The organism is Eikenella sp. NML99-0057, assembly GCF_001648535.1.
Taxonomy (GTDB): domain Bacteria; phylum Pseudomonadota; class Gammaproteobacteria; order Burkholderiales; family Neisseriaceae; genus Eikenella; species Eikenella exigua.
Window position 1 is genome coordinate 651047 of sequence record NZ_LXST01000001.1, and the last position, 24374, is coordinate 675420.

A 24374-nucleotide genomic window follows, 5' to 3' on the forward strand; every position below is an offset into this window, starting at 1 on the left:
CGAAAGGCTACCTGAAAGCTTCAATCCATTTTCAGGTAGCCTTTAATCATGCCCTATCATCCAACTTCTCCGCCATACCCCCGCATATAGCTAAAATACCCCACTTCATACATATAGCTGGCTATAAATATAAGGCTACCTGAAAACTTCAGGTAGCCTTTCCCCTCCCAACACGCATCGTTAAGCTGCCAAACGCAACGCCTCGCCCAAACCGGTGCGGCGGTGGTTTTTGCGTTGCACGGCGGCGGTGAGGGCGCTCATCTGGCCGGCGTAGCCGAAGCGGCGGCGGGCGCGGGTGATGGTGGTGTAAAGCAGGGTGCGGTCGAACAGGGCGGAGTCGGCCTCGTCGCCCAAGAGCCACACTTCCTGGTATTCCGAGCCTTGGCTTTTGTGCACGGTCATGGCGAAGGCGGTATCGTGCGCGGGCAGTCGGCTGAGCGATACGGTGCAGAAGCCGCCGGCATCGGGGAAAAACGCAGTCAGCCCGTCGCCGTGCGGCAGCACGATGCCGATGTCGCCGTTAAACACGTTCACGGCATAATCGTTTTCCGCCACCATCAGCACCTGCCCGGCAAACCAGCCCTGTTCCGCCGCCCTGCCCTGCGCGACCAGGAGCTTGCGGTATTCGCGGTTGAACTCTGCCGCCTGGCTGCGCCGCGCGGCCAGCACCACCAGCTGCTGCTGGGCGGCGAAGCAGGCCGCCGGATCGCCGCTGTTTACCGCCTGCCAATAGGCTTCGTGCTGTTTGGCAAAGTGCCGCGCCAAGGCGGCGGGGGTTTCAGGTAGCCTGAACAAGTCGTCGCTGAAACGGGCAAACGCGGCTTCGGCGGCGGCAGCCTCCCCGTTCACCACGGCCTGCGCCAATGCGCCCACGCCGCGCTGCGGGTCGAAACGGTGGCTGTATTCCAGCCGCGCCACATTACCGGCCAGGGGCGGCGGGTTATCCCGCACTTCAAACGGCACGCCTTCGGGCAGCCACTCGGCCAACTGGACAGCTTCTTCAGCCGTGAGCACGGTAGGCTGCGCCAGCACGGGCAACACAGCACCGATGCCCACCGGCGGCAGCTGGTTTTCATCTCCCAACAAAATCAGGCGGCCATGCTCGGGAATGGCGCACAATAATTGGTGCAGCAGCGGCAAATCCAGCATGGAAGCCTCGTCGGCCACCACAATATCGAAGGGCAGCGGCTGCTCGCGGTTAAATTTCGAACGGCCGACAACCGGGTTCAGCTTCAGCAAACGGTGGACAGTTTGTCCTTCCAATGCTGTCAAATGCTGCAACACCCGTTCGCTGCCCGCATCAAAACTGCCCAACGCGCGGTGCAGCGAACGGGTCATGTGGGCGGCGGCCTTGCCGGTGGGGGCGGTGAGCGCGATGCGCGGCATCTCGGCTGCATCGGCGCACAACAGCGCCAACAGCTTAGCCACCGTGGTGGTTTTGCCCGTGCCCGGCCCGCCGGTTACCAGCATCAGCGGCTGCAACACCGCCAGCGCGGCAGCCAACCGCTGCCCGTTATGCCCGGCATCGGGCAACCAATCGTGCAAACGCTGCCGCAGCCCGGCATTTTCAGGTAGCCTCACCCGGCTGCGAGCAATCCGCCGCAATTCGGCGGCCACGCTGCGCTCCAGCGCAAACAGCCTGCCGCCAAACAGCCGCCGCCCGCGCAACACCAAAGGCGTGAACGCGCCGCCGTCGCCCACCACCGGCGCGGCCTGCCGCAACGCCTCCGCCTCTTGCGGCGCGAGCGTGATGTAGCTGTGGCCGCCCTCTTGCGCGGCAAACAGTTCGTCCAACAGCGGCAACACTGGCTCGGCGGTCTGCGGTGCCAAACGCTGCAACACTTCGGCAGCGGCTTGGGCGGCGGGGTAACGGTATTCGGTCATAGCGGATTCTTTCAGGTAGCCTACAGGTGGACAGGCGGCCAATGGGTGGTAAAACCAAGCATGAATTATAGGCGTTGAACACATGCGTTCCAACCTTGAAATTGCTTGTATCGGGGTACGGATGTCCCCATGCACCAAAGAACAGATACTACACTTCAGACTACCTGAAAATCGTTTTGCCCTGCAAGAATACGGACTGGTACGCTCACGCCCCATTAGCTTGCTATTCTCATTCAAGATAATTTGGCTAAAGCCACGTTTCAGGTAACCTCCCATCCACTTATCAGACAAAATGTACACAAAATTAAAACTGTCGCATTCTTAAGGTAATCTTTATCTTTAATTTTCTTGCAATTTTTAGACATTCTGTGCATTATCATCTTAAAATCACACCAAGGAATTGACCAATTAACGCACAACCCCTCTACGACAAACTTTGGAACAGCCATATTGTCCACAAATCGGAAGCCTGTACCGTCCTCCTCTTGTCGACAGCCACCTCGTTCACAAAGCAACCAGCCCGCAGGCTTTTAAAGGCCTGAAAATAGCCGGACGCAAGCTGTGGCGCATCGACAGTGTGATCTCCACCGCCAACCACAACACGCCCACCGACTATTGGGACGAAGGCATTAAAGACCCAATTCCCAAACTGCAAGTGAACACTTTGGACAAAAACATCAAAGAAGGCTTGGTGGCCGTGGGCCAAATCACAATCGATTATTTGCAAGGCCAAAAATTCTCCCCCAAAGGCGCGGATTAGGACAAAGCTGTTGCCTACTGGCGCAAGCCGCAGGTAACGTGGGGCACGTCGCCCGAAATGGTGCTGGGCGTGGACGGCAAAGTGCCGAACCCCGCCGACGAAACCGACGCGGTGAAACGCGCGGGCATGGAACGCGCCTTGGAATACATGGGCTTGGCCGCCGGCACGCCGTTGAACGAAATCCCCGTGGACGTGGTGTTCATCGGCTCGTGCACCAACAGCCGCATCGAAGATTTGCGCGAAGCCGCCGCCGTGGCCAAAGGCCGCAAAAAGGCCGACAACGTGAACCGCGTGCTGGTCGTGCCCGGCTCCGGCTTGGTGAAAGAGCAGGCGGAAAAAGAAGGCTTGGACAAAATCTTCACCGACGCGGGCTTCGAATGGCGCGAACCCGGCTGCTCCATGTGTCTGGCCATGAACGCCGACCGCCTCGCGCCGAAAGAGCGCTGCGCCTCCACCTCTAACCGCAATTTTGAAGGACGGCAGGGCAACGGCGGCCGCACGCACCTCGTCAGCCCCGCGATGGCGGCGGCGGCGGTGGTCGGGCATTTTGTGGACGTGCGCCAACTGGCTTGATGGCTTGAACTTCGCTCCGCTCCGCCGAAACTTCGTTTTAACTTCGTTGAAGCTGCGCTTTCAGGTAGCCTCTATCTGCCCACAAGCTACCTGAAAAAGTTAAAATACCCCCGTCTCAGGAACCCCAAACAATAGATTGAGCCATGAAAACCCTCCTCAAAACCACCCTCCTGCTCGCCGCCCTCTGCCCCGCCCTAGCTGCTGCCGAACCTATCGCCTCACCCACGCCGGAACAGTGCCGCACCGTGCTGAGCGAATTTGCCATGTTTGAAGCCTTCATCGCCGCCTGTCCGCGTATTGCCCGCGCCGAAATCGACACACGCACCCGCCTCAACAACGTTTACGAAGGCTTCGCCCGCTACGGCGAATGCGGCAAACAAATTGAAAGAGAACCGATCGCTTCCATGCTGCGCGAACACCCCGCTATCCGCCTGCTCGGCCAAGATGGAAAACGCCGTCCCAGCAGAGCCGAAACAGACGCCTTCTGCCGCCGCCACCGCCCCGATCTCACCCGCATCGTGCTCAAATACAACCCCGGCCACAACCGTTAAGTCGGCTCCAGATCTACAAAGACTACCTGAAAACGCCATCTTTGCGGAACCAAAGCCGGGCCTGCAAAACTAAAAAGCCGGTTTCAACGAAGCATAAAGTAAAATCCGATAAATTCCGGCTAAATCAGCCGTCATACCCGCCATTTTAGCCGATAATGAAACCGTACAAACCAATCGTGCATCTTTCAATTCTTCACATAAGGAGCTGAAAACATGAAACACTTTCTCATAATCGCCATCACCGCTATCGGCCTTTCCGCCTGTTCCAGCACTTGGCACGGCATAAAAGAAGACACCGCCAATAACATCGACCACACTCGCGAAGCCGTGCGCAAAGGCAGTAACGCTGTTGGCCGCGGCATTTCCCACGTGGGTGAGAAAATCGAAAACGCTACCGAATAAGCCCGCCACCCGGCAGATCCGAGCGCCTGCCGGCATTTAGTAAATAAACAATACAAACAGAAGGCTAAATTCTCAGATACCCTCCAAACAAACCACTGAAAATACCGCCATGAAAGCCTTCACCCAGCTCACCGGCCTCGTTGTCCCGCTCGACCGCAATAATGTGGACGCCGATGCCATCATCCCCAAACAATTCTCAAATCCATCAAACACAGCAGCTTCAGCTAAACTGTTTTGATGAATGGCATTATTTAAACTATGGCAAGCTCAGCATAAACAACAACCGCAAACACTACCTGCTCAACAGCCTCGACGAAATCAGGCTCACCCTGCAACACGCCGACCAAATCCGCACCTTTGAAGCACAGCGCCACCAAAGCCAACCCTGGCTGATTAACGGCTAAACCAAAGGCTACCTGAAACGAGCCATGCGAGCTTCTACGAACCTAAAACCTTTTTTCAAGTAGCCCCCATCCTTCCCAACCTAAATAGAGAACGTTATGAAACCAACACTCCTTCTCACCACCCTGTTGCCCCTCCTTGTCCTAAGCGCTCAAGCCGAGCCCATCAGCAACAAAGACCAAGCCGTAGCCCGCGTGTCTGCCTCCGTTGCCCGCCACCGGCTAACCAGTCTGAAGCCCGAATGTCTGTTGTTCATCACCACTGAAACTGCTAACAGCTACACTGTGGACGTGCACGAAAACCACAACGCCAGCTGCGGCGGCGACCCACACTCCGCCCCACGCCTGTTCGGCTATGAAGTAGACAAAGCCAGCGGCCGTATGCAAATTGACGACCCCGTGAGCGGCGAAACCCGCCCAATCGACTAAACCTTTGCAGGCTACCTGAAATCCGCTTTCCTTTTTCAGGTAGCCTTTATCCATGCACCCGTGACACCAAGCTCTTATCCCCCGATTCCCCCGCGCCCAGCTGCTCGGCCAACACTGCGAATGCGCCGCTCCGCGCGGCAGCGGCTGGGGCAGGCCGCATACCAGTGAACTACGTCTTCGCTCACAGCCCCTATCTGTTCTACGCCTATTACATCCTCATCAAGAACAAAATGCAGCGGCACGGTTACCGCACCGGCCTGGCGCGGTACAGCAAGAATTATCGCGGCAACACCCGCCCGTCATATTCCAACTTAGCCGAAAACCGTGGGCAGCCCGATTCACCCCGAGCACAATGATGATTATCTTGCCAAATGCGTGGAGAACTTGTGCGGCAAGGGTATAGTCATCCAAACAGCTGCTTAACGCTTAATCCACCCATTTTTAGCTTCGCAGAAACTCGCTTCGCTCATTTTCAGGTAGCCTCACATGAAAACATTAGCCGACCTCATCAATACCGCCGATCCCGCCTGGCCGCTGATTCAAGAGTGGCTTGCCGAAGCCGCCAATCCGGTGGAAATCCTGCCGCGCGACCCAGCCGCCGCAGAAGCCGAACTCGTGAAAACCCAAGTAACCACCCGTTCCGTGATGGGCGCGGTGGTATATGAAACCGGCGGCATCCTCATCAACCACGGCTGGCTGCGCATCCTAGGCTCGGGCAGCCCCCGCCTGCCGCGCGGCCTCGGCAGTTGGAATCTTGGCCGCACCCAAGCCGAACTCGCCGCACCCGCGCCCTATTATCTGATTGCAGACGATGCCGCCGGCGGCTACTTCGCCCCCAATGGCGGCGGATTGGACGGCACGCCCGGCAATGTGTTCTACCTCCCGCCCGACACCCTCGAATGGGAAGATTGCGAACTGGGCTACACCGACTTCCTCAACTGGGCATTTAGCGGCGATTTGGCCCTGTTCTACGAAAACGTGCGCTGGGCAGACTGGCAGGAAGAAGTCACCGCATTGGGCGGCGACAGCGTTTACCACTTCTTCCCGCCGCTGTGGACGGCAGAAGGCGCAGATATCGAACAAACCAGCCGCCGCGTTATCCCCATTGCCGAACACTACGCCGCCACGCTGGAAAACCAACGGCAGCTTACCGAGCATAGCTAAAGCACTTATTTCTCCAGTACCACGTTGGCTCACCTTGCCATACATGTATACTGTCTTCGGTTCACCGCTTTGTATGAAAAATAATTGCTTTATCCATATAATCCACACCTTCTACAAAACTGTCTGGAAACAGTTTCAGGCTTTCAGGTAGCCTCCCAACTATTTCAAACCACAAGGAAAACGAATGACTACCCTCCCGCCCTGCCCGCAATGCGAATCCGAATACACCTACGAAGACGGCGCCAACCTCGTTTGCCCAGAATGCGCCCACGAATGGTCGGCCCAGGCCGATGCCGCTGCCGAAGCAGACGACGCCCTCAGCGCAGTTGATGCCCACGGCACACCGCTGGCCAACGGCGACAGCGTGGTGCTGCTCAAAGACCTGAAAGTGAAAGGCAGCTCGCTGGTGCTCAAGCAAGGCACCAAAGTGAAAAACATCCGCCTCCAGGAAGGCGACCACGACATCGCCTGCAAAGTAAACGGCACCGCGTTCAACCTCAAATCCGAATTTGTGAAAAAGGCTTAGGCTGCCGAATAGCCAAAGGCTACCTGAAAAATTATTTTCAGGTAGCCTTTCTTAATCTATAAATTCCAAAAAGAAAAATATCCACCAACCTACCGGGCTTGCCACCCTTCTGCTGGCACAGCCGAACGGAGCGCGGTTTTTCGGGCGGGCTTGCATGTTTGAAGCGGCGCAGCCGCAAGTTGCGAGCCCGCCCGAAAAACCGTGCGGAGTGAGGGAAGTTTGGCGAAGCCAAACCTGTGCCCGCAGTCGCTTTTCTTTTGCTTCCTTTTCTTTGGCGAGGCAAAGAAAAGGAAGTGCCCCGCGCCGGCATGAGGCGCAAAGGTGAACAAAATACAAGCGGCGAAGGCTACCTGAAATTTTGCCAGTTGTTGAAAATCCATTCCACGACTGATAAATAAAATATCGTTTTTACCAAGTTTCGTAAGAGCCAAGAAATCTATTTTCAGGTAGCCTTCAATCCGCCCGCCGCCTTTGTGCTAAACTCGCCCGCATCTTTCCACCATTCTGATCTCCACCATCATGCCCGGCAACTCCTTCGGACAACTCTTCCGCATCACCACCTTCGGCGAAAGCCACGGCGCAGGCATCGGCTGCGTCATCGACGGCTGCCCGTCCGGCCTGCCGCTTGCCGAAGCCGACATCCAGCCCGACCTCGACCGCCGCCGCCCCGGTACTAGCCGCCATGTTACCCAGCGGCGCGAAGCCGACCAAGTGGAAATCCTCTCTGGCGTGTTTGAAGGGCGCACCACCGGCACACCCATTGCCCTCTTCATCCGCAACACCGACCAACGCAGCCGCGATTACGGCAACATCGCCCAACAATTCCGCCCCGGCCATGCCGACTACACCTATTGGCACAAATACGGCATCCGCGACTATCGCGGCGGCGGCAGGAGTTCTGCCCGCGAAACAGCTGCCCGCGTAGCTGCCGGTGCCGTGGCCAAAAAATGGCTGCGCGAGCAGTTCGGCACCGAAATCGTCTGCTGGGTGAGCCAGGTGGGCGAACTTGAAATCGCATTTGAAGGCGAAGAATTTATCGGCCACAACCCCTTCTTTGCCGCCAACCAAAGCCAAATCGCCGCATTGGAAGCCTACATGGACTCCGTGCGCAAATCCTTGGACAGCGTGGGTGCGAAGCTGCATATTGAAGCGCGACACTTCCCCGTCGGCCTTGGCGAACCCGTATTTGACCGGCTGGACGCCGACATCGCCCACGCCCTGATGGGCATCAACGCCGTAAAAGCCGTATCCGTCGGCGACGGCTTCGACGTGGTGCGCCAACGTGGCAGCCGACACACCGACGAGCTCACGCCGCAAGGCTTCGCCAGCAACCATGCCGGCGGCATCCTCGGCGGCATTTCCACCGGCCAAACCATCCGCGCCGACTTCGCCGTGAAGCCCACCAGCTCCATCGCCACGCCGCGCCGCAGCATCGACATCCACGGCCAACCCGTGATGCTCGAAACCCACGGCCGCCACGACCCCTGCGTCGGCTTGCGCGCCGCCCCCATCGCCGAAGCCATGCTCGCCCTCGTGCTCGCCGACCACGCCCTGCGCCACCGCGCACAAAACGCCGACGTGCGCGTGATCACGCCCGATATCGCCAAACTGCAAAACGGTTGAAGGCTACCTGAAAAATAAACCCAGCCTTTTCAGGCAGCCCAACCCCGAGACCCATCATGCCCCGTATCCATGCCCTGCCCGACCACCTTGTGAACCAAATCGCCGCCGGCGAAGTGGTGGAACGCCCCGCCGCCGCGCTCAAAGAAATCATCGAAAACAGCATTGACGCCGGCGCCACCCGCATCCAAGTCGAGCTTGCCGGCGGCGGCATCCGCCTCATCCGCGTGGCCGACAACGGCAGCGGCATCCACGCCGACGACCTCCCGCTCGCCCTCTCCCGCCACGCCACCAGCAAAATCGCCTCGCTGCAAGATTTGGAACACGTGCACAGCATGGGTTTTCGCGGCGAAGGGCTGGCCAGCATCGCCTCCGTATCCCGCCTCACCCTCACCAGCCGCCAGGAAGGCAGCCCCGCCGCCCGCCAAGTGCGTGCCCGCGATGGGCAAATCGAGCCCGCCGCCGCTGCCGCCCATCCCGTGGGCACCAGCGTGGAAGTGGCCGACCTCTTCTTCAACACCCCCGCCCGGCGCAAATTCCTCAAATCCGAAAACACCGAATACGCCCACTGTGCCACCATATTCGACCGCCTCGCCCTGGCCAACCCGCACATTGCCTTCGAGCTCGTCCACAACGGCAAAACCACCGCCAAATACCCCGCCCAAAGCCAAAACGAGCGCATCGCTGCCGTGCTGGGCCCGGATTTTCAGGCTGCCTCCTTGCCCATCGACAGCGGCAACGGCATCCTCCGTTTGCACGGCCTCATTGCCAAACCCACCTTTGCCCAAGGCCGCAGCAGCCAGCAATACTGTTTTGTAAACAACCGCTTCGTGCGCGACAAAGTGATGCTGCACGCCGCCAAACAAGCCTACCGCGATGTGCTGCACCAGCAAATCACTCCCGCCTTCGTGCTGTTTCTCGAGCTGCCGCCCGAAATGGTGGACGTAAACGTGCACCCCACCAAAACCGAAATCCGCTTCCGCGACAGCCAGGCCGTACACCAGCTCGTATTCCACACCCTGAACAAAGCGCTGGCCGACACCCGTGCCGACCAAACCGACAGCGTGAGCAATGCCGGCAGCCTGCTGCAACACATCCACAGCCAAAGGCTACCTGAAAGCGAAAAAGGCGAGTTTTCAGGTAGCCCGAGCGCCCGCACTCCCGTTGCTTATAGCTCCGCCCGCGCCCCGCAGCAGCAACGCCTCACCCTGCAAGAGCGCCGAGCCGCCTGGCAAACCTATGCCGAACTCTACAAACCCAGTGGCAGCGAAGACCCCGAGCTTGCCGCCCTCGAGCAAAGCCGCTTCGCTCCAAGCGCAGAAGCCGCCCGGCTACCTGAAACCCATGCCGAAGAACATCCGCTCGGCTTCGCCATCGCCCAGCTGCTCGGCATTTATATCCTGGCTCAAGCCGAAAACAGCCTGCTCTTAATCGACATGCACGCCGCCGCCGAGCGCGTGAACTACGAAAAAATGAAAGCCCAGCGCCAAAACCACGGCAGCCTGCGCAGCCAGCAGCTGCTCATCCCCGTGAGCTTCGAAGCTAGCCACGAAGAAATAGCCGCTCTGGCCGAACATGCCGACTTGCTGCGCCAATACGGCCTAGACTGCTCCACCGTGGGTAGCCACACCATCGCCGTACGCGCCGTGCCACAAATGCTGGGCAAAGCCGATATTCCCGAGCTTGCCCGCAGCATGCTGCAAGAAGCCGCCCACACCGGCAGCATCCGCACTGTGGAAGAGCGCGAAAACCGCATCCTCAGCACCATGGCCTGCCACGGCTCCGTGCGCGCCGGCCGCCGCCTCACCCTGCCCGAAATGAACGCCCTACTGCGCGATATGGAAAACACCCCACGCAGCAACCAATGCAACCACGGCCGCCCCACCTGGGTAAAACTCACTCTCGCCGACCTCGACGCCCTGTTTCTGCGTGGCCAGTAGGCAGGCAATACAGCCATTCTGGCAAGTGGTTTACCCAAAAAATTATGGCCGGCAATTTCAGATAGCCTTATCTGTAGGGAATTACTGCGTTATTTACACTTTTTTCGTTACTGGCAACTTTTGTTTCTGTTGAAATGGTTTTGAAGAATCTATCTATACATTATCAAAACCAGAGAGAATTTCTCGAATCCATCAATATTTCTTTCTTAATAATCTCATCTCGAACAACCGCTAAGTTTGCTCTTCAAGCAGAAGCCGAAAGTGTAAACGACACTGTTGGTTTCTACACCTCAGGTAGCCTATAACCACCTACAAACTCCAAAACAGAACATTTACTACAAATGCGTAGGAGTGCGCCCACCTCTACTAGCGCAGCCACAAATTTCGAACCTTCCAAAAAACCACGTGAAGTGAGAGAAGTCCGTGCAAAAAACCTGTAACCGCAGCCACCTTTCTTTTATACCCTTTAGCGAGCAAAAAAAAATGAAGTTCCCCCCCAAGAAAAAAAGTTTTTGCAAACTAAATATAGTGAATCAAGTTAAAATCTGGACATACATTACCCAACCTCAGTCCATGATACACTCAATTGAAATCAGATAAAAAGCCTTGGCATACTGGGGCAATACAAAGACATCAGCCAAGTATCCAAGCTTACGGCGTATTCCATTCAGCATTATTCACTATCTGAAATAACAAAATAATTCGATTGCAGTACCAAGTCTGTTCACTATACTTTGAAATCTTCCAACATCACGCACAAACAAAGACAGGCTCCCACAAAGAACGACCCTCTAAAGGTGCAAAATACCTCGACGAACCGGTAGCATTACTGAACTGCAAACCCATATACATTAATAAAACGGGTATCGACTACCTTTGGTAGAAGCTTGTAAAGAGCAGCTTGCCAGATAGGGCTCTCAGCGGTAAAAAATACAGGCGAGTTTCAATTGTTGCCAGACCCCTCAGCAAAAGTCTTATTTTATATATAGTTTATGGAGATACAATGGTTGGTATATTAGTTTGATAAGTAGTTTGAAGAATGTCTGCTCCCCTCTCAGATAGTCAAATCGGTATTGATAATGGATAATGCCCGTTTCTACCATTATGAAGGTTTTACGGAAAACATTTTGAAAAAGAGGGATGTTGTCTTGCCTTTGACTCCTTATATTCTCCCGAACTGAATCCTATTAAGAAAACCTGGAGATGTTTAAAAAATATTTACACAAAATTATTTCCTGATTTTGATTATTTTTATGGTGCTTTGGCATCCTATTTCTAACTTGATCTGCTATAATTTTACCCACTACAAGCGCCCAACGCCGCTAATAAATAAAAACCACACCTAATTCTGATGTGGTTTTTATTTATTAGCTGTGACCTATTCTTTCAGCTTCAGCCATCTATCACTCAACGTACCAGCTACCATTGAGCCATTTACGTTAAGTGCAGTACGACCCATATCGATGAGTGGTTCAATGGAAATCAACAATCCAACCAACTCCAGCGGTAGATTGAGAGTGGAAAGTACTACGATAGCGGCAAAGGTTGCCCCACCACCCACACCTGCGATACCGAACGAGGACATTGTCACCACGAATACTAAAGTAGCAATATAACTAACATTGAAGGGATCTACTCCCACAGTGGGGGCAATCATTACTGCCAACATGGCCGGATAAATGCCTGCACAGCCGTTTTGACCGATGGTAGCGCCGAAAGTGGCTGAGAAATTGGCTATGGCGGAGTTATTGCCCAGCTTGTCAGTTTGCGTTTCGATGTTCAATGGAATAGAGGCTGCACTAGAACGTGAGGTAAAAGCAAAAACTAAAGTTGACATAACTTTCTTAAAGTACCCTACCGGATTGATACCTGAGAAAGCCAATAAAGTACTATGCACAATAAACATCAGAAGCATTGCTAAATAAGATGCCACTATAAAACTACCCAAATTCAAAATATCTGTCCATTTTGAAGTGGCGGCTACCTTAATCATCAGCGCAAACACACCGTAGGGTGTTAAGCGGATAACAAAACGCACCAAACGGCTCACCAATTTGTTCAAAGTGTCTACCCCCTGCGCGATACGCTCACCCAACTCCTGGTCTTCTTTACGCAGACTCAGTGTCGCCACCCCCAAAAATGCCGAGAAGATCACCGTGCTGATGATGGAAGTCGGATTCGCACCGGTGAGTTCAGCAAACGGATTTTTCGGAATAAATGACAGCAGCATAGCCGGCACAGTCAAGTTACTCACTTGATCCACACGTCCTATTACATTAGCCTGCGCTGCTACTTCGCGCTCGCCAGCAATCAAGCCTTCCGCTGTTAGGCCGAACACCTGTACCATCATGATACCGATAAAGGCAGCGATCGCCGTGGTAACCAGCAACACTGAAAGCACACTGAAGCTGATCTTACCTAAAGAACTGGCCTGATTCAGCCGCGTAATCGCTGACAAAATTGACACAAAAACCAAAGGCATCACAATCATTTGCAGCAACCGCACGTAACCGCCACCCACCAGATTAATCCAATCTAGTGCTGACGTAATCAAATCCGGGGTAGCCACCGATTGCAGCAGTGCGCCCAATCCCAAACCGAGCAGCAGGCCGATAAACACTGTCTGCCCCAATTTTCCTGTTTTCTTATACAAATAACCCAAAAAAACCAAGATCAATACAAACACTGCTAAGATAACGAACAACATTTCCCACTCCTTCAAATGAAACGTAATTACGAGTCCCAACTGGTAGAAATTATAAAGTATTATTAAAACTTTTAACCAAAATAAAATTTATAAACTATAAAGCATTATCAATAGTATAGACTGATTCATACAGCCCATATTGTTTTACAACAATAGGAAAAACTGAAAATCATTTAAACCAAAATGAAAGTTGCTTCTAGTAAGATAAAAGTAAACAATACAATAATTCTCTACATCCGTAACTATACCTATCGGCAAATAAAAAGGCTACCTAAAAAACAGCCTTTTATTTTAAGCTGAAACTTTTCAGGTAGCCTCTTAACGCTACTAAACCGAATTATGCCAAGCCTTTGGCTTTCAGCACTTCCAGCATGGTGCTGCCCAATTCGGCCGGGCTGCGGGTGTAGGCCACGCCGGCTTTTTCGAAGGCGCGGAATTTCTCTTCCGCCGTGCCTTTGCCGCCGGAAATGATGGCACCGGCATGGCCCATGCGTTTGCCTTTGGGCGCGGTGACGCCGGCAATGTAGCCCACCACCGGTTTGGACACGTTCGACTGAATGAACTCGGCCGCTTCTTCTTCGGCCGTGCCGCCGATTTCGCCAATCAGGATGATAGCTTCGGTTTGCGGGTCGGCTTCAAACAGTTTCAGCGCGTCGATTTGGTTCATGCCCGGAATCGGGTCACCGCCGATGCCGATGCAGGTGGATTGGCCGAGGCCGAGCCTGGTAGTTTGCGCCACGGCTTCATAAGTGAGCGTGCCGGAGCGGGAGATGATGCCGATTTTGCCGGGCCGGTGGATGTGGCCGGGCATAATGCCGATTTTGCATTCGCCGGGGGTAATCACGCCGGGGCAGTTCGGACCCACCAGGCGGGTGCCGTTGCCGTTGGTTTCGAGATAACGTTTGGCTTTGAGCATGTCCAGCGTGGGCACGCCTTCGGTAATCACCACCACCAGTTTCACGCCTGAATCCACAGCTTCCACGATGGAATCAAGCACGAAGGGGGCGGGCACATAAATCACGGAAGCATCAGCGCCGGTTTCGCGCACGGCTTCGTTCATGGTATTGAACACGGGTAGGCCCAGATGGGTTTGGCCGCCTTTGCCGGGGGTAACGCCGCCCACCACTTTGGTGCCGTAGGCAATCGCTTGTTCGGAGTGGAAAGTACCGTTCTTACCGGTAAAACCCTGTACCAATACTTTGGTGTCTTTATTAATCAATACGCTCATTCTGTTCTCCTTAGGCGTTTACGGCGGCAACAATTTTCTCGGCGGCGTCGTTCAGGCCGTCGGCGGAAGTGAGTTTCAGGCCGGATTCGTTCAGAATCTTCGCGCCCAATTCAGCGTTGTTGCCTTTGAGGCGCACCACCACGGGCACGGTTACGTTCACCTCTTTCACAGCGGCCACAATGGCTTCGGCAATCATATCGCAGCGCACGATACCGCCGAAAATGTTGATCAGCACGCCTTTCACGGATTTGTCTTCCAAAATCAGCTTGAAGGCTTCCACCACGCGTTCTTTGGTGGCGCCGCCGCCCACGTCGAGGAAGTTGGCCGGCTGGCCGCCTTTGAGCTTGATGATGTCCATGGTGGCCATCGCCAAGCCGGCACCGTTCACCATACAGCCGATATTACCTTCCAGCGCCACATAGTTCAGCTCAAATTCGGAAGCTTTCAGCTCGCGCTCGTTTTCTTGCGATTTGTCGCGTAGCTCGGCGATTTTCGGCAGGCGGTACAGAGCATTGCCGTCGATGCCAACTTTCGCGTCCACGCAGGCCAGGCTGCCGTCTTCGCGCACGCTCAGCGGGTTGATTTCAAACAAGGCGAAATCGTTTTCGATGAAGGCTTGGTAGGCGCCGGTCATCAGTTTCACAAACTGGCCGACTTGTTTGTCTTTCAAGCCCAGCTTGAAGGCCACCTCGCGGGCTTGGCAGGGCTGCAGGCCCACCAGCGGGTCCACCACGGTTTTGAAGATTTTTTCCGGGGTTTCCTCGGCCACCTTTTCAATTTCCACACCGCCTTCGGTGGAAGCCATAAACACCACGCGGCGCGCGGCACGGTCTACCACCGCGCCTAAATAGAGCTCGGTTTGCACCGGATACATATCTTCACACACCAACACGCTGTTTACCGGCTGGCCGTTGGCATCGGTTTGATAAGTAACCAGATTTTTACCAATCAGGCTTTCAGCCACCTGTTTGGCCTCATCGCGGCTTTTCACCACTTTCACGCCGCCTGCCTTACCGCGCCCACCGGCGTGCACTTGGGCTTTAATCACAGCAAATTTGCCGCCCAATTTATCGAATGCGGCGGCAGCTTCTTCGCCGTTGGCGGCCAAAATCCCGCCCTGAACCGGCAAACCATAGCCCGCAAGCAGCTCTTTTGCTTGATATTCATGTAGATTCATCAAAGTTCCCTCAGTTAGGTTAAACACAGTTTGCCACCGAGAAAGCAGCAAGGCTCGAATTCAAGACCAGCTTTGATAATGCAGGGCGCAGTATAGACGAAACCCGCAGGCAACATCAGCGCAATTTGGTTAGAACAAGTAAATGGGAGATGCATAAACGGCAGTATGGCTACGGCTATGGCCTAGCTACTGTGGGCGTGGAACGCAAAGATACTGCATAGACGAAGCAGTTTTTCAGGTAGCCTTTCCCTGTGCCCCCAGGCTATCTGAAACCGCCCGTCTACCTGAAAGAACATGTAAAAAGCTTCCGCCGCAGCAAACGGTTTTGATAAAATGCAGCACCTTTTTAGCAATCCATCTTCCCAATGCAAACCAAACCCCATGGTAAAGGCCTTTCCGGCTTTATATTCGGCCTACTGCTTGCCACCCTCATCATCGGCGTGGTTTTATATTTCCTCAACAACACGCCCTCCGGCATCAAACAGCCTGAAGCGCCGAAAACCGAAATCCAACCCGAAATCCTCACCCCGCGCCAAGAACACCAGCCAGAACATCGCCCGAGCGACACCACCGCCGGCTCCGACAGCGGCCACTATACCCTGCCTCCTGGCGACATCACCGACAAACCACCCGTGGCTGCCTCCGTGCCGCAGCAGGCCAGCATGCCTGCACAGCGCCAGGAAGAGAAACCCGCGCAGGAAGATAAGCCCGTACAAACCAAACCGCGCGAACCACAGCGCAAACCCGAACCGGAAACCAAGCCCACGCCTGAACAGATTTTGGAAAGCGGCAATGTGGAGCGTGCCCGTGAGCAAGCCCGCCGCCAGCGGCGTGAAGCCGAGGCAAAAGCTGCCGAGCAGCGTGCCCAACGCAATGCCGAAGCGCACAGTGGCGGCAACGGCCGCTACATCGTGCAGATGGGCTCCTACAACAACCCGGAAGCTGCCGACACCCAACGCGCCAAACTCGCCATGCTCGGTGTGAACGCCCGCGTGGCCAGCAGCAAGCGTAGCGACGGCCAAACCGTTTACCGTATCCAAAGCAGCCGCCTCAGCCGTGCCGAAGCCCAAGCCCTCAGCGACAAACTGCGTGGTAACGGCATCGACACCCTCACCCGCCAAGCCGACTGATCAGCACTTCATCAACCCCATATTAACGAAGGATTAAAATGAAACTGAAAGCCCTACTTCTCTCTGCACTCGCCATATTTACCGTTACCGCCGCCCAAGCCAAAGCCGTGGAAGACACGGACTACATAGTACGCAGCAACGTGATCAAACCCGTGCAGCCCAATAAAATCGAAGTAACCGAATTCTTCGGCTATTTCTGTATCCATTGCCAACACCTTGAAGCAACTATCGAACAGCAAAGCAGACGCTTCGCCTCCGACACCGTATTGCGTCAAGAGCACGTAGTGTGGCAGCCAGCCCACCAAACCCTCGCCCGCCTGGCGGCTGCCGTGAAATCCACCAGCCTTTCCCGTCAGGCCAACCAGGCCATTTTCAAAGCACTGATGGACGGCACCGTAACCGACGAAGCCGGCCTGAAAGCCTGGATTCAGCAGCAGCCATACGGCAGCCGCCTGCTCGCCGCCTATAACAGCCCGCAGGCAGCAGCAGCAGCCCAAACTATGCAGCAAAACACCATCACCTACAACATCACCAAAACCCCGGTTATCGTAGTGGGCGGAAAATACGAACTGACCAACTCCCAAAACATGGCCGTGTTGCAAGAGCTGATTGAAAAAGTACGTGCCGAACGCAACATGCCTGCCCCCGCCCCGCGCACCTTGGTACGCAGCCGCGGCGCAGCCATCGCCGGCCAGGCCAACCGCTAATGCGGCACAAAGATTTTCAGGTAGCCCGTACTCCAATACAGGCTACCTGAAAAGCATTCATCCCATGTTTTAAGAGTTTAACCAATGAGCCTGCTCCTCGCCTTCAAAGCCCTCTTCCTCGGCATCATCGAAGGCCTCACCGAATTCCTGCCCATTTCCAGCACCGGCCACCTGATTGTAGCCGGCAACCTCATCGGCTTCGATGCCGAAAGCCACGCCGTATTCCACATCGCCATCCAGCTCGGCGCCATCCTTGCTGTGGTGTATGAGTACCGTACCCGCTTCACCCATGTGCTCACCCATATCGGCAAAGATCGGCTTGCCAACCGCTTCGTACTCAACCTGGCCATCGCCTTCATCCCTGCCGCTGCCATCGGCCTGCTGCTTAACGATTTCATTGAAAAAGTGCTGTTCAACCCCGTGAGCGTAGCTGCGGCGCTGGTGGTGGGCGGCTTTTTGATTTTGTGGATTGAAAAACGGCAAAGCCGCGTACCGCCGAAAGTGCGCAGCGTGGACGATATGCGCCCGCGCGATGCGCTTGCCGTGGGCCTATTCCAAATTTTAGCGCTGATTCCCGGCACTTCCCGCTCCGGCAGTACCATCATGGGCGGCATGGTATGGGGACTCGACCGTAAAACCGCCACCGAATTTTCCTTCTTCCTCGCCGTGCCGATTATGGTGGCCGCCTCCGGCTACAGCATCCTGAAGCACCTCAGCGCATTCAGCGCACAGGATTTCGGCCTTATCGCCCTCGGCTTTGCTGCTGCCTTCGCCTCCGGCCTCATCGCCGTAAAAGCCCTGCTATGCTTTGTTTCCAGCAAAAACTTCGTGCCCTTTGCCTACTACCGCATCATCTTCGGCGGCATCATCCTGCTCACCTGGCTGTGCGGCTGGGTGAATTGGTAGAATATCCAATCAGGCAAGGTTACCTGAAACGGGCAAATTTATCTTTATCAGGTAGCCTCAACCCAGAAACAATAAAGGCTACCTGAAACAAGCAATGCGGGTTTCAGCAAAGCAAAAACGGCAACGCTATTTTTCAGGTAGCCTCCGCACCAAGGCTGCCGCCCACACTAACCATGAAACACAAATCCATTCTCTTCGGCCTGGCCTCCCTCCTCGCCATCCTGTTTGGCCTGTCCTCCTGCGCCAAGCAAGCCTTTTACTATCCCGACCATGCCGACTACGGCTCTCCCGCCCAATCCGGCCTGCCCTACGAAAACGTCTCCTTCCAAAGCGCCGACGGCACACGCCTGCACGGCTGGTTTGTGCCCGCACGCGGCGTGGCCGATGCCAAGCAAGCCCGTGCCACCATCATCCACTTCCACGGCAACGCGCAAAACCTCACCGCCCACTGGCAGGCCGTGAAATGGCTGCCCGAACACGGCTACAACGTTTTCCTGTTCGACTATCGCGGCTACGGCCAATCTGAAGGCGAGCCCAGCCCCGAAGGCCTGTTTGCCGACAGCAACGCCGCGCTGGATTATGTGCGCAGCCGCCCCGATGTAAACCCCGAGCGCCTGCTCGTGTTCGGCCAGAGCCTAGGCGGCACCAACGTCATTGCCGTGGTGGGTGCAGGCAACAAAGCCGGCGTGCGCGCCGTGGCCATCGAATCCACCTTCTCTTCTTATTCCAGCATCGCCAACGACAAACTCCCCGGCGCCGGCATCCTGGTGGGCAACCGCTACAGTGCCCGCCGCTTCGTGGCGCAAATCAGCCCCATCCCCCTGCTGCTGATGCACGGCACCGCCGACCAAGTCATCCCCGCCAAACACTCGCAAATCCTATTCGAGCTCGCCCAAGAGCCCAAACAGCTGATCCTCATCCCCAACGGCACCCACCTTGGCCTCTCCGGCCTGGGCGGCTATGAAACGCAGCTGCTGGATTTCTTCAACCGGCACAGCGAATAAAGATTACCTGACACCCCGTAGTTTAATTAATCAAACATCCTTTCTTTGCATTAAGTTACAACCAATCTACATGCAGGCTCAGTGAAATCACGCACAGAATATTTGTCATCAATAGTTACAGCTGTGCTCTCTGCTGGCGCAGCCGAATGAAACACAGTTTTTCGGGAAACAAGAGCTTGCATGCCCGAAGCGGCGTAGCCGCAAGTTGCGAGTCCGCCCGAAAAACCGTGTTTAGTGAGGGAAGTTTGGCGAAGCCAAACCTGCGCCCGCAGTCGCCTTTCTTTGCTTCCTTTCTTTGGCTTCGCCAAAGAAAGGAAGTGCCCTGCGCCGGCATGAGGCGCAAGGGTGAACAGGATGCAGATGGAGAAGGCTACCTGAAAACATCTATTTCCCACTCTTCCCCACTTTTCAGGTAGCCCTTGCTACCGAAATCAGCGTAAAATTGCCCCGGCATTACCCTTTCCATTTAATTATTCCACCCGTTACCCGTTAATTGTTCCACCCGATAAAAAAGGAAGACACCCATGTTCCGGCACGTTGAGTTCTACCCCGGCGATCCCATCCTTGGCCTGATGGAAAAATACAACCAAGACCCGCGCAGCGAAAAGGTAAATCTCAGCGTGGGCGTTTATTACGACGGCAAAGGCCGCCTGCCCGTGCTCGAGTGCGTGAAAACCGTTGAACGCGCCCTCGCCGAGAGCCCACGCCCGCGCGGCTACCTGCCCATGGAAGGCCTGGCCGCCTACCGCAGCGCCTGCCAAACCCTGCTGTTCGGCGCAGACAGCCCCGCCGTGCAAGAAGGCCGCATCGCCACCATCCAATCGCTCGGCGGCTCCGGCGCGCTGCGCGTGGGTGCCGATTTTATCCACGCCTGGTTTCCGCAGGCCAAGTGCTACGTGAGCAACCCCACCTGGGGCAACCACATCGGCATTTTTGAAGGTGCCGGCTTCGAGGTGGGCAAATACCCTTACTACGACCCCGCCACCATCGGCGTGAAATTCGAAGAAATGAAAGCCTTCTTCCGCACGCTCAAGCAACACGACGTGGTGGTGCTGCACCCCTGCTGCCACAACCCCACCGGCGTGGATTTAAGCCGCAGCCAATGGGACGAAATCCTGCAAATCGTGAAAGAAGTCGGCCTCATCCCTTTTATGGACATTGCCTACCAAGGCTTCGCCGAAGACCTGGAAAGCGACGTTTACGCCATCCGCCGCGCCGCCGAACTCGGCCTGCCCACCTTCGTGAGCAACTCTTTCTCCAAAAACCTCTCGCTCTACGGCGAACGCGTGGGCGGCCTCTCCGTGGTGTGCCCCAGCGCCGAAGAAGCCAAGCTCGTGCTCGGCCAGCTTAAATTCACCGTGCGCCGCATCTATTCCAGCCCCCCTTCCCACGGCGGCTTCGTGGTGGTGGACGGCGTGATGAACAACGAAACCCTGTTCAAGCAATGGGAAGGCGAAGTGTATGAAATGCGCGACCGCATCCGCGCCATGCGCCAAAAGCTGCAGGAAGTGCTCAGCGCCAAAGTGCCCAGCCGCGATTTCAGCTATTTCACCAAACAACGCGGCATGTTCAGCTTCACCGGCCTTTCGCCCGAACAGGTAGAACGCCTGCAAAGCGAGTTTGCCGTTTATATGGTGAGCAACGGCCGCATGTGCGTGGCCGGCTTGAACGAGAAGAATATCGACTACGTGGCCAACGCCTTTGCCGAAGTGTTGAAATAAACACAGGCAGGCTTGGATAAGAAGGCTACCTGAAAACGGTGCACACCGAGTTTCAGGTAGCCTTTTTCCCAACTGCCCAGTCTAACAGAGTGCGTAGATTGGGTTAGCCGCAAGCGTAACCCAACAAATAAAGTGTGGAATGTTGGGTTTCCCAAACCAACCTACGCGCTCTACACTTCAACGCAGTTCAACCATCACACAAACTCAAAGCGCACATTCTCATACAGCGCGAAATGCTGCGGGTTCAGCCCCGCCATCGCCACCACTCTTCCGCCCCTTGCTGCAATCTACCCCAATCTTCCACCCACACTGCGACCAGCTGCACGCGCCAACCCTGCCGCACCAGCCGCCGGACCACTTCCTGCAAATGCAGGGTTTCCCGCATGGGCGAACGTTCCAACATCTCCAGCGATGTAATTTCCGGCTCGCGAAAACCGTATTCGGCAAACGCACCGTCGCCATAACCCGTTGGCCGGCTGGAAGCAGATGCCGCTGCCGTTTTGGGCAAACAAATCGTCCGGGCAATCCGTGCTGAGTAATACGGTAAAGCACATGGCAACCTTTCTGATGAAAAATGGGCGTATGATAGCCGAAATTGTAAACACCAACTGCTTTCAGGTAGCCTCAAGCTGCCCAAAGGCTACCTGAAAAAGAAACTTCAACGAAGTTAAAAATATCGCAACGCTTTTCAAACAATAATCCGCCCCGAAAGCCCTGCCATGCCCGCCATCCGCCGCATCTACGGCTACACGCCATCTGCTGCCCCCGCCATTTTCTGCGACCGCCTCTACCCGCGCGGCATCCGCAAAGAAACCTTCGCCGCCGTGCAATGGCTCAAAGACATTGCCCCTTCCACCGAACTGCGCTGCTGGTATCATGCCGCACCGCAAGAACGTTTCCCCGAATTTGCCGCCCGCTACACTGAAGAGCTGCAAAGCGGCAGCGCCCATGTCGCGCTACTGGCGTTAAAAAAGCAGCTTGCCACCGCGCCGGATACCGTGTTGCTCACCGCCGTACGCTGCCCGCAGCAGAGCCATCTTTCCGTGTTGGCCGAGGTGCTGGGTTGGGAAAAGGTGGATTGGGGTGATGGTGCTTCTGGCGTTTGAGCTGTTTCATAGTGGATTAAAATAAGAATGAGACAAGGCGGCGAGCCGCAGACAGTACAAACAGTACGGCAAGGCGAGCCAACGCAGTAGCATTCTTATTTTAATCCACTATAACTGCGTTGAAGCTGCGCTTTCAGGTAGCCTCAAACGCCGCATTCTCGGTAAAATAGAGCTTTCAGCCCACTCAACCACGCACAGCATGAATATTTTCGATACCGCCTTGCCCGATGTGAAAATCATCGAATCCGAAGCCCACGGCGACGAGCGCGGCTTCTTTATGGAAACCTTCCGCGACAACTGGTTTCGCGAGCACATCGGCCACCACACTTTCGTGCAGGAAAACCACTCCCGCTCCGAGCATGGCGTGCTGCGCGGCCTGCACTATCAAACCGTTTGCCCGCAAGGCAAGCTGGTGCGCGTGGTGTCGGGTAGCGTGTTCGACGTGGCCGTGGATTTGCGCCGCTCCTCGCCCACTTTCGGCTATTGGGTGGGCGCAGTGCTTTCTGCCGAAAACCGCTATCAAATGTGGATTCCGCCCGGCTTCGCCCACGGCTTCTACACCACCGACAGCCACGCCGACATCGTGTATAAATGCACCAATTACTACCAGCCCGCCCACGAACACACCCTGTTCTGGCACGACCCCGCCGTGGGCATCGACTGGCCGCTGGCCGCCCCGCCACTGCTTTCCGGCAAAGATGCCGCCGGCAGCCTGCTGGCACAGGCTGTATTATTCGATTAAAGGCTACCTGAAACCATGAAACTCATCATCCTCGACCGCGACGGCGTGCTCAACCAAGACCGCGACGACTTTGTAAAATCCGAAGACGAATGGATTCCCCTGCCCGGCAGCATGGATGCCGTGGCCCTGTTTAAGCAGGCCGACTACACCGTCGTAATCGCCACCAACCAATCCGGCATCGGCCGCCGCTATTTTTCCATGCAAGACCTCAACGAAATGCACGAAAAAATGCACCGCCTGGCCAACGAAGCCGGCGGCAGTATCGACGGCATCTGGTTTTGCCCGCACACCGATGCCGACCACTGCTCCTGCCGCAAGCCCAAGCCTGGCATGGTGGAAGACATCCTCAACCGTTTCAACACCGACGCGCGCGGTGTCTACCTCGTGGGAGACAGCCTGCGCGATTTGCAGGCCATCGACGCCGTGGGCGGCCTGCCCGTGCTCGTGCTCACCGGTAAAGGCAAGAAAACCCTCGCCGCCGGCGGGCTACCTGAAAACACTCAGGTGTTCGACGATCTGCTTTCCTTCGCCTACTACCTCACTATCCAAACCGGCGACGAACAGGAGGCCTAATGTTCTCACTCTGGATACGCAACCTTGCTTACTGGCTGCTGATGGCCATCATCACGCCGCCCCTGTTCATCTTGATGCTGCTTACCGCCCCCATCCCACGCGCCCTCCACACTCTCGCCACCCGCTGGGCGCTGATGCTGATGTGGCTCTTGGAAAACATCGTCGGCCTCAAATACCGCGTGGAAGGCGCAGAAAACATTCCCGAAGGCCCCGCCATTATCTGCTGCAAACACCAATCCGGCTGGGAAACGCTGGCCACGCAGAAAATCTTCCCGCCACAAGTCTTCGTGGCCAAGCGCGAGCTGTTCCGTATCCCCTTCTTCGGCTGGGGGCTCAAGCTCGCCGGCACCATCGGCATCGACCGTCGCAATCCCGGCAAAGCCTCCGCCCAAATCATCGAGCAAGGCAGCAAACGCAAAGCGCAAGGCTATTGGATCACCATTTTCCCCGAAGGCACGCGCATGCCGCCCGGCAGCAGAGGCCGCTATAAGAGTGGCGCCGCCCGCACTGCCCAGCTGCTGGAAATGGACATCGTGCCCGTTGCCCTCAACAGCGGCGAATTTTGGCCGAAAAACTCTTTCCTCAAACATCCCGGTGAAATCAGCGTCATCATTTGCCCGCCGATTAAACACGATTCCGGCAGCATTACCGAGCTCACCGCCGCCATTGAAGAAGCCATCGAAAGCCAAATGCCCCACATCACCGGCCTCGGCCCCTGCTACGGCGGTACCAAACCGAGCGGTGCACAAAAAGGCAGCACAACATGAAGCCGAAGATGGACGGCGATACCATCGGGGCCATCGTCTTCGCCCTGGCCTCCCTTCTCTTCGTGTGGCGTTATCTTGCCGCCGATTTGCGACACAGCGAAATCCGACCCGTCTGGCGGCAGCTCATCATCGGCGGCGGCATTACCGTCATCATTGCCAGCCTGCTGTATTATTTGGGTATTTTCGGCTAAAACCGCCCTTGGATAAGTTTTCAGGTAGCCTTGAAGGGCTACCTGAAAATATTTCCGTATACTCTACGGCAGGCTACACTTTGCGCTCACAAGCAGCAAAAGGCCATAGCAAGCCGAATTGACTTTCGATACCAGGCGGTGAGCCGCAGACAATACAGAAGTACG

Annotated in this window: 25 protein-coding genes and 1 pseudogene; 20 read left to right on the plus strand and 6 right to left on the minus strand. The window is 55.8% G+C overall.

From position 1 onward, the window contains the following. Positions 1 to 180 precede the first annotated feature (180 nt). On the minus strand, positions 181 to 1884 hold the full coding sequence (gene recD / locus A7Q03_RS03215) for an exodeoxyribonuclease V subunit alpha (RefSeq protein WP_067447225.1): 1704 nt from the start codon (positions 1882 to 1884) through the stop codon (positions 181 to 183). Positions 1885 to 2291: 407 nt separating this feature from the next. Here recD and A7Q03_RS03220 point away from each other — a divergent pair. The 8 genes and pseudogenes from A7Q03_RS03220 (at position 2292) to A7Q03_RS03255 (ending at position 6690) form a co-directional block, all read left to right on the plus strand. Beyond that, positions 2292 to 3217, plus strand: a pseudogene (locus A7Q03_RS03220) (aconitase family protein). Between the two features lie 143 nt (positions 3218 to 3360). After that, positions 3361 to 3768, plus strand: coding sequence for a hypothetical protein (locus A7Q03_RS03225; protein ID WP_067447227.1), 408 nt, complete (start codon positions 3361 to 3363; stop codon positions 3766 to 3768). A gap of 213 nt (positions 3769 to 3981) precedes the next feature. Further along, the gene (locus tag A7Q03_RS03230) at positions 3982 to 4170 is read left to right on the plus strand and encodes a hypothetical protein (RefSeq protein WP_067442537.1); all 189 of its coding nucleotides are present in this window, start codon (positions 3982 to 3984) and stop codon (positions 4168 to 4170) included. A 173-nt stretch (positions 4171 to 4343) separates the two neighbouring features. Then, complete coding sequence (locus tag A7Q03_RS03235) at positions 4344 to 4574, plus strand: hypothetical protein (RefSeq protein WP_067447229.1); 231 nt, start codon at positions 4344 to 4346, stop codon at positions 4572 to 4574. Between the two features lie 96 nt (positions 4575 to 4670). Beyond that, entirely contained in the window at positions 4671 to 5000 is a 330-nt protein-coding gene (locus A7Q03_RS03240; protein WP_067447232.1) for a hypothetical protein, read from the plus strand. 164 nt (positions 5001 to 5164) lie between these two features. Continuing rightward, positions 5165 to 5356 (plus strand): hypothetical protein, encoded by a 192-nt coding sequence (locus tag A7Q03_RS10555; RefSeq protein ID WP_231863706.1) that lies wholly within the window; start codon positions 5165 to 5167, stop codon positions 5354 to 5356. A 130-nt stretch (positions 5357 to 5486) separates the two neighbouring features. Then, positions 5487 to 6164 (plus strand): DUF2625 domain-containing protein, encoded by a 678-nt coding sequence (locus A7Q03_RS03250; RefSeq protein ID WP_067447234.1) that lies wholly within the window; start codon positions 5487 to 5489, stop codon positions 6162 to 6164. Positions 6165 to 6348: 184 nt separating this feature from the next. Further along, positions 6349 to 6690, plus strand: a complete 342-nt coding sequence (locus A7Q03_RS03255) for a zinc ribbon domain-containing protein YjdM (protein ID WP_067447236.1) — start codon at positions 6349 to 6351, stop codon at positions 6688 to 6690. An 89-nt stretch (positions 6691 to 6779) separates the two neighbouring features. Here the strand turns inward: A7Q03_RS03255 and A7Q03_RS03260 are convergent, their stop codons facing one another. Further along, positions 6780 to 7121, minus strand: coding sequence for a hypothetical protein (locus A7Q03_RS03260; protein ID WP_153705418.1), 342 nt, complete (start codon positions 7119 to 7121; stop codon positions 6780 to 6782). Between the two features lie 88 nt (positions 7122 to 7209). On the opposite strand from A7Q03_RS03260, the gene aroC reads away from it, so the two are divergent. Together aroC and mutL are read left to right on the plus strand one after the other, a co-directional pair. Further along, the gene (aroC, locus tag A7Q03_RS03265) at positions 7210 to 8313 is read left to right on the plus strand and encodes a chorismate synthase (RefSeq protein WP_067447241.1); all 1104 of its coding nucleotides are present in this window, start codon (positions 7210 to 7212) and stop codon (positions 8311 to 8313) included. Positions 8314 to 8369: 56 nt separating this feature from the next. Next, positions 8370 to 10250 (plus strand): DNA mismatch repair endonuclease MutL, encoded by a 1881-nt coding sequence (gene mutL, locus A7Q03_RS03270; protein ID WP_067447243.1) that lies wholly within the window; start codon positions 8370 to 8372, stop codon positions 10248 to 10250. 1378 nt (positions 10251 to 11628) lie between these two features. Here mutL and A7Q03_RS03275 read toward each other — a convergent pair. The 3 genes from A7Q03_RS03275 to sucC form a co-directional block, all read right to left on the minus strand. Beyond that, positions 11629 to 12957 (minus strand): L-cystine transporter, encoded by a 1329-nt coding sequence (locus A7Q03_RS03275; RefSeq protein ID WP_067447245.1) that lies wholly within the window; start codon positions 12955 to 12957, stop codon positions 11629 to 11631. Positions 12958 to 13294: 337 nt separating this feature from the next. Next, positions 13295 to 14185, minus strand: a complete 891-nt coding sequence (gene sucD / locus A7Q03_RS03280) for a succinate--CoA ligase subunit alpha (protein WP_067447246.1) — start codon at positions 14183 to 14185, stop codon at positions 13295 to 13297. Between the two features lie 10 nt (positions 14186 to 14195). Continuing rightward, positions 14196 to 15362 (minus strand): ADP-forming succinate--CoA ligase subunit beta, encoded by a 1167-nt coding sequence (gene sucC, locus A7Q03_RS03285; protein WP_067447247.1) that lies wholly within the window; start codon positions 15360 to 15362, stop codon positions 14196 to 14198. Positions 15363 to 15727: 365 nt separating this feature from the next. Here sucC and A7Q03_RS03290 point away from each other — a divergent pair, with 365 nt between their 5' ends. The 5 genes from A7Q03_RS03290 (at position 15728) to A7Q03_RS03310 (ending at position 20830) form a co-directional block, all read left to right on the plus strand. Beyond that, entirely contained in the window at positions 15728 to 16492 is a 765-nt protein-coding gene (locus A7Q03_RS03290) for an SPOR domain-containing protein (protein WP_067447249.1), read from the plus strand. A gap of 38 nt (positions 16493 to 16530) precedes the next feature. Next, the gene (locus tag A7Q03_RS03295; RefSeq protein ID WP_067447251.1) at positions 16531 to 17199 is read left to right on the plus strand and encodes a thioredoxin domain-containing protein; all 669 of its coding nucleotides are present in this window, start codon (positions 16531 to 16533) and stop codon (positions 17197 to 17199) included. An 84-nt stretch (positions 17200 to 17283) separates the two neighbouring features. Next, positions 17284 to 18105, plus strand: coding sequence for an undecaprenyl-diphosphate phosphatase (locus tag A7Q03_RS03300; protein ID WP_067447253.1), 822 nt, complete (start codon positions 17284 to 17286; stop codon positions 18103 to 18105). A 173-nt stretch (positions 18106 to 18278) separates the two neighbouring features. Then, positions 18279 to 19109: an alpha/beta hydrolase gene (locus A7Q03_RS03305; protein WP_067447255.1), complete on the plus strand. Its 831-nt coding sequence runs from the start codon at positions 18279 to 18281 to the stop codon at positions 19107 to 19109. Positions 19110 to 19633: 524 nt separating this feature from the next. Next, entirely contained in the window at positions 19634 to 20830 is a 1197-nt protein-coding gene (locus A7Q03_RS03310; protein WP_067447257.1) for an amino acid aminotransferase, read from the plus strand. Between the two features lie 244 nt (positions 20831 to 21074). Here the strand turns inward: A7Q03_RS03310 and A7Q03_RS10100 are convergent, their stop codons facing one another. Further along, positions 21075 to 21338: a hypothetical protein gene (locus A7Q03_RS10100; RefSeq protein WP_156502925.1), complete on the minus strand. Its 264-nt coding sequence runs from the start codon at positions 21336 to 21338 to the stop codon at positions 21075 to 21077. Between the two features lie 211 nt (positions 21339 to 21549). Between A7Q03_RS10100 and A7Q03_RS03315 the strand changes: the two genes are divergently transcribed. From A7Q03_RS03315 to A7Q03_RS03335, 5 genes are all read left to right on the plus strand, one after another. Further along, positions 21550 to 21936: a DUF488 domain-containing protein gene (locus tag A7Q03_RS03315; protein ID WP_067447258.1), complete on the plus strand. Its 387-nt coding sequence runs from the start codon at positions 21550 to 21552 to the stop codon at positions 21934 to 21936. A gap of 199 nt (positions 21937 to 22135) precedes the next feature. Further along, positions 22136 to 22678 (plus strand): dTDP-4-dehydrorhamnose 3,5-epimerase, encoded by a 543-nt coding sequence (gene rfbC / locus A7Q03_RS03320; protein ID WP_067447259.1) that lies wholly within the window; start codon positions 22136 to 22138, stop codon positions 22676 to 22678. Positions 22679 to 22693: 15 nt separating this feature from the next. Further along, complete coding sequence (gmhB, locus tag A7Q03_RS03325; RefSeq protein WP_067447261.1) at positions 22694 to 23251, plus strand: D-glycero-beta-D-manno-heptose 1,7-bisphosphate 7-phosphatase; 558 nt, start codon at positions 22694 to 22696, stop codon at positions 23249 to 23251. Continuing rightward, positions 23251 to 24018 carry a 1-acyl-sn-glycerol-3-phosphate acyltransferase gene (locus A7Q03_RS03330; protein ID WP_067447263.1) on the plus strand — a complete coding sequence of 256 codons (768 nt, stop codon included), beginning with the start codon at positions 23251 to 23253 and terminating at the stop codon, positions 24016 to 24018. Before gmhB ends, A7Q03_RS03330 begins: the two co-directional genes overlap by 1 nt. Continuing rightward, positions 24015 to 24209 (plus strand): hypothetical protein, encoded by a 195-nt coding sequence (locus A7Q03_RS03335; RefSeq protein ID WP_067447265.1) that lies wholly within the window; start codon positions 24015 to 24017, stop codon positions 24207 to 24209. The genes A7Q03_RS03330 and A7Q03_RS03335 overlap by 4 nt, the downstream gene beginning before the upstream one ends. Positions 24210 to 24374 lie beyond the last annotated feature (165 nt).

Bases quoted from the DNA above. Each gene is read 5' to 3' on its own strand.
- sucC (WP_067447247.1), bottom strand. From the start codon at position 15,362: ATGAATCTACATGAATATCAAGCAAAAGAGCTGCTTGCGGGCTATGGT.
- A7Q03_RS03290 (WP_067447249.1), top strand. From the start codon at position 15,728: ATGCAAACCAAACCCCATGGTAAAGGCCTTTCCGGCTTTATATTCGGC.
- A7Q03_RS03335 (WP_067447265.1), top strand. From the start codon at position 24,015: ATGAAGCCGAAGATGGACGGCGATACCATCGGGGCCATCGTCTTCGCC.
- A7Q03_RS03225 (WP_067447227.1), top strand. From the start codon at position 3,361: ATGAAAACCCTCCTCAAAACCACCCTCCTGCTCGCCGCCCTCTGCCCC.
- A7Q03_RS03230 (WP_067442537.1), top strand. From the start codon at position 3,982: ATGAAACACTTTCTCATAATCGCCATCACCGCTATCGGCCTTTCCGCC.
- A7Q03_RS03235 (WP_067447229.1), top strand. From the start codon at position 4,344: ATGCCATCATCCCCAAACAATTCTCAAATCCATCAAACACAGCAGCTT.
- A7Q03_RS03295 (WP_067447251.1), top strand. From the start codon at position 16,531: ATGAAACTGAAAGCCCTACTTCTCTCTGCACTCGCCATATTTACCGTT.
- recD (WP_067447225.1), bottom strand. From the start codon at position 1,884: ATGACCGAATACCGTTACCCCGCCGCCCAAGCCGCTGCCGAAGTGTTG.
- A7Q03_RS03305 (WP_067447255.1), top strand. From the start codon at position 18,279: ATGAAACACAAATCCATTCTCTTCGGCCTGGCCTCCCTCCTCGCCATC.
- aroC (WP_067447241.1), top strand. From the start codon at position 7,210: ATGCCCGGCAACTCCTTCGGACAACTCTTCCGCATCACCACCTTCGGC.
- A7Q03_RS03330 (WP_067447263.1), top strand. From the start codon at position 23,251: ATGTTCTCACTCTGGATACGCAACCTTGCTTACTGGCTGCTGATGGCC.
- A7Q03_RS03300 (WP_067447253.1), top strand. From the start codon at position 17,284: ATGAGCCTGCTCCTCGCCTTCAAAGCCCTCTTCCTCGGCATCATCGAA.
- sucD (WP_067447246.1), bottom strand. From the start codon at position 14,185: ATGAGCGTATTGATTAATAAAGACACCAAAGTATTGGTACAGGGTTTT.
- A7Q03_RS03315 (WP_067447258.1), top strand. From the start codon at position 21,550: ATGCCCGCCATCCGCCGCATCTACGGCTACACGCCATCTGCTGCCCCC.
- gmhB (WP_067447261.1), top strand. From the start codon at position 22,694: ATGAAACTCATCATCCTCGACCGCGACGGCGTGCTCAACCAAGACCGC.
- A7Q03_RS03275 (WP_067447245.1), bottom strand. From the start codon at position 12,957: ATGTTGTTCGTTATCTTAGCAGTGTTTGTATTGATCTTGGTTTTTTTG.
- A7Q03_RS03310 (WP_067447257.1), top strand. From the start codon at position 19,634: ATGTTCCGGCACGTTGAGTTCTACCCCGGCGATCCCATCCTTGGCCTG.
- mutL (WP_067447243.1), top strand. From the start codon at position 8,370: ATGCCCCGTATCCATGCCCTGCCCGACCACCTTGTGAACCAAATCGCC.
- A7Q03_RS03255 (WP_067447236.1), top strand. From the start codon at position 6,349: ATGACTACCCTCCCGCCCTGCCCGCAATGCGAATCCGAATACACCTAC.
- A7Q03_RS03240 (WP_067447232.1), top strand. From the start codon at position 4,671: ATGAAACCAACACTCCTTCTCACCACCCTGTTGCCCCTCCTTGTCCTA.
- rfbC (WP_067447259.1), top strand. From the start codon at position 22,136: ATGAATATTTTCGATACCGCCTTGCCCGATGTGAAAATCATCGAATCC.
- A7Q03_RS03250 (WP_067447234.1), top strand. From the start codon at position 5,487: ATGAAAACATTAGCCGACCTCATCAATACCGCCGATCCCGCCTGGCCG.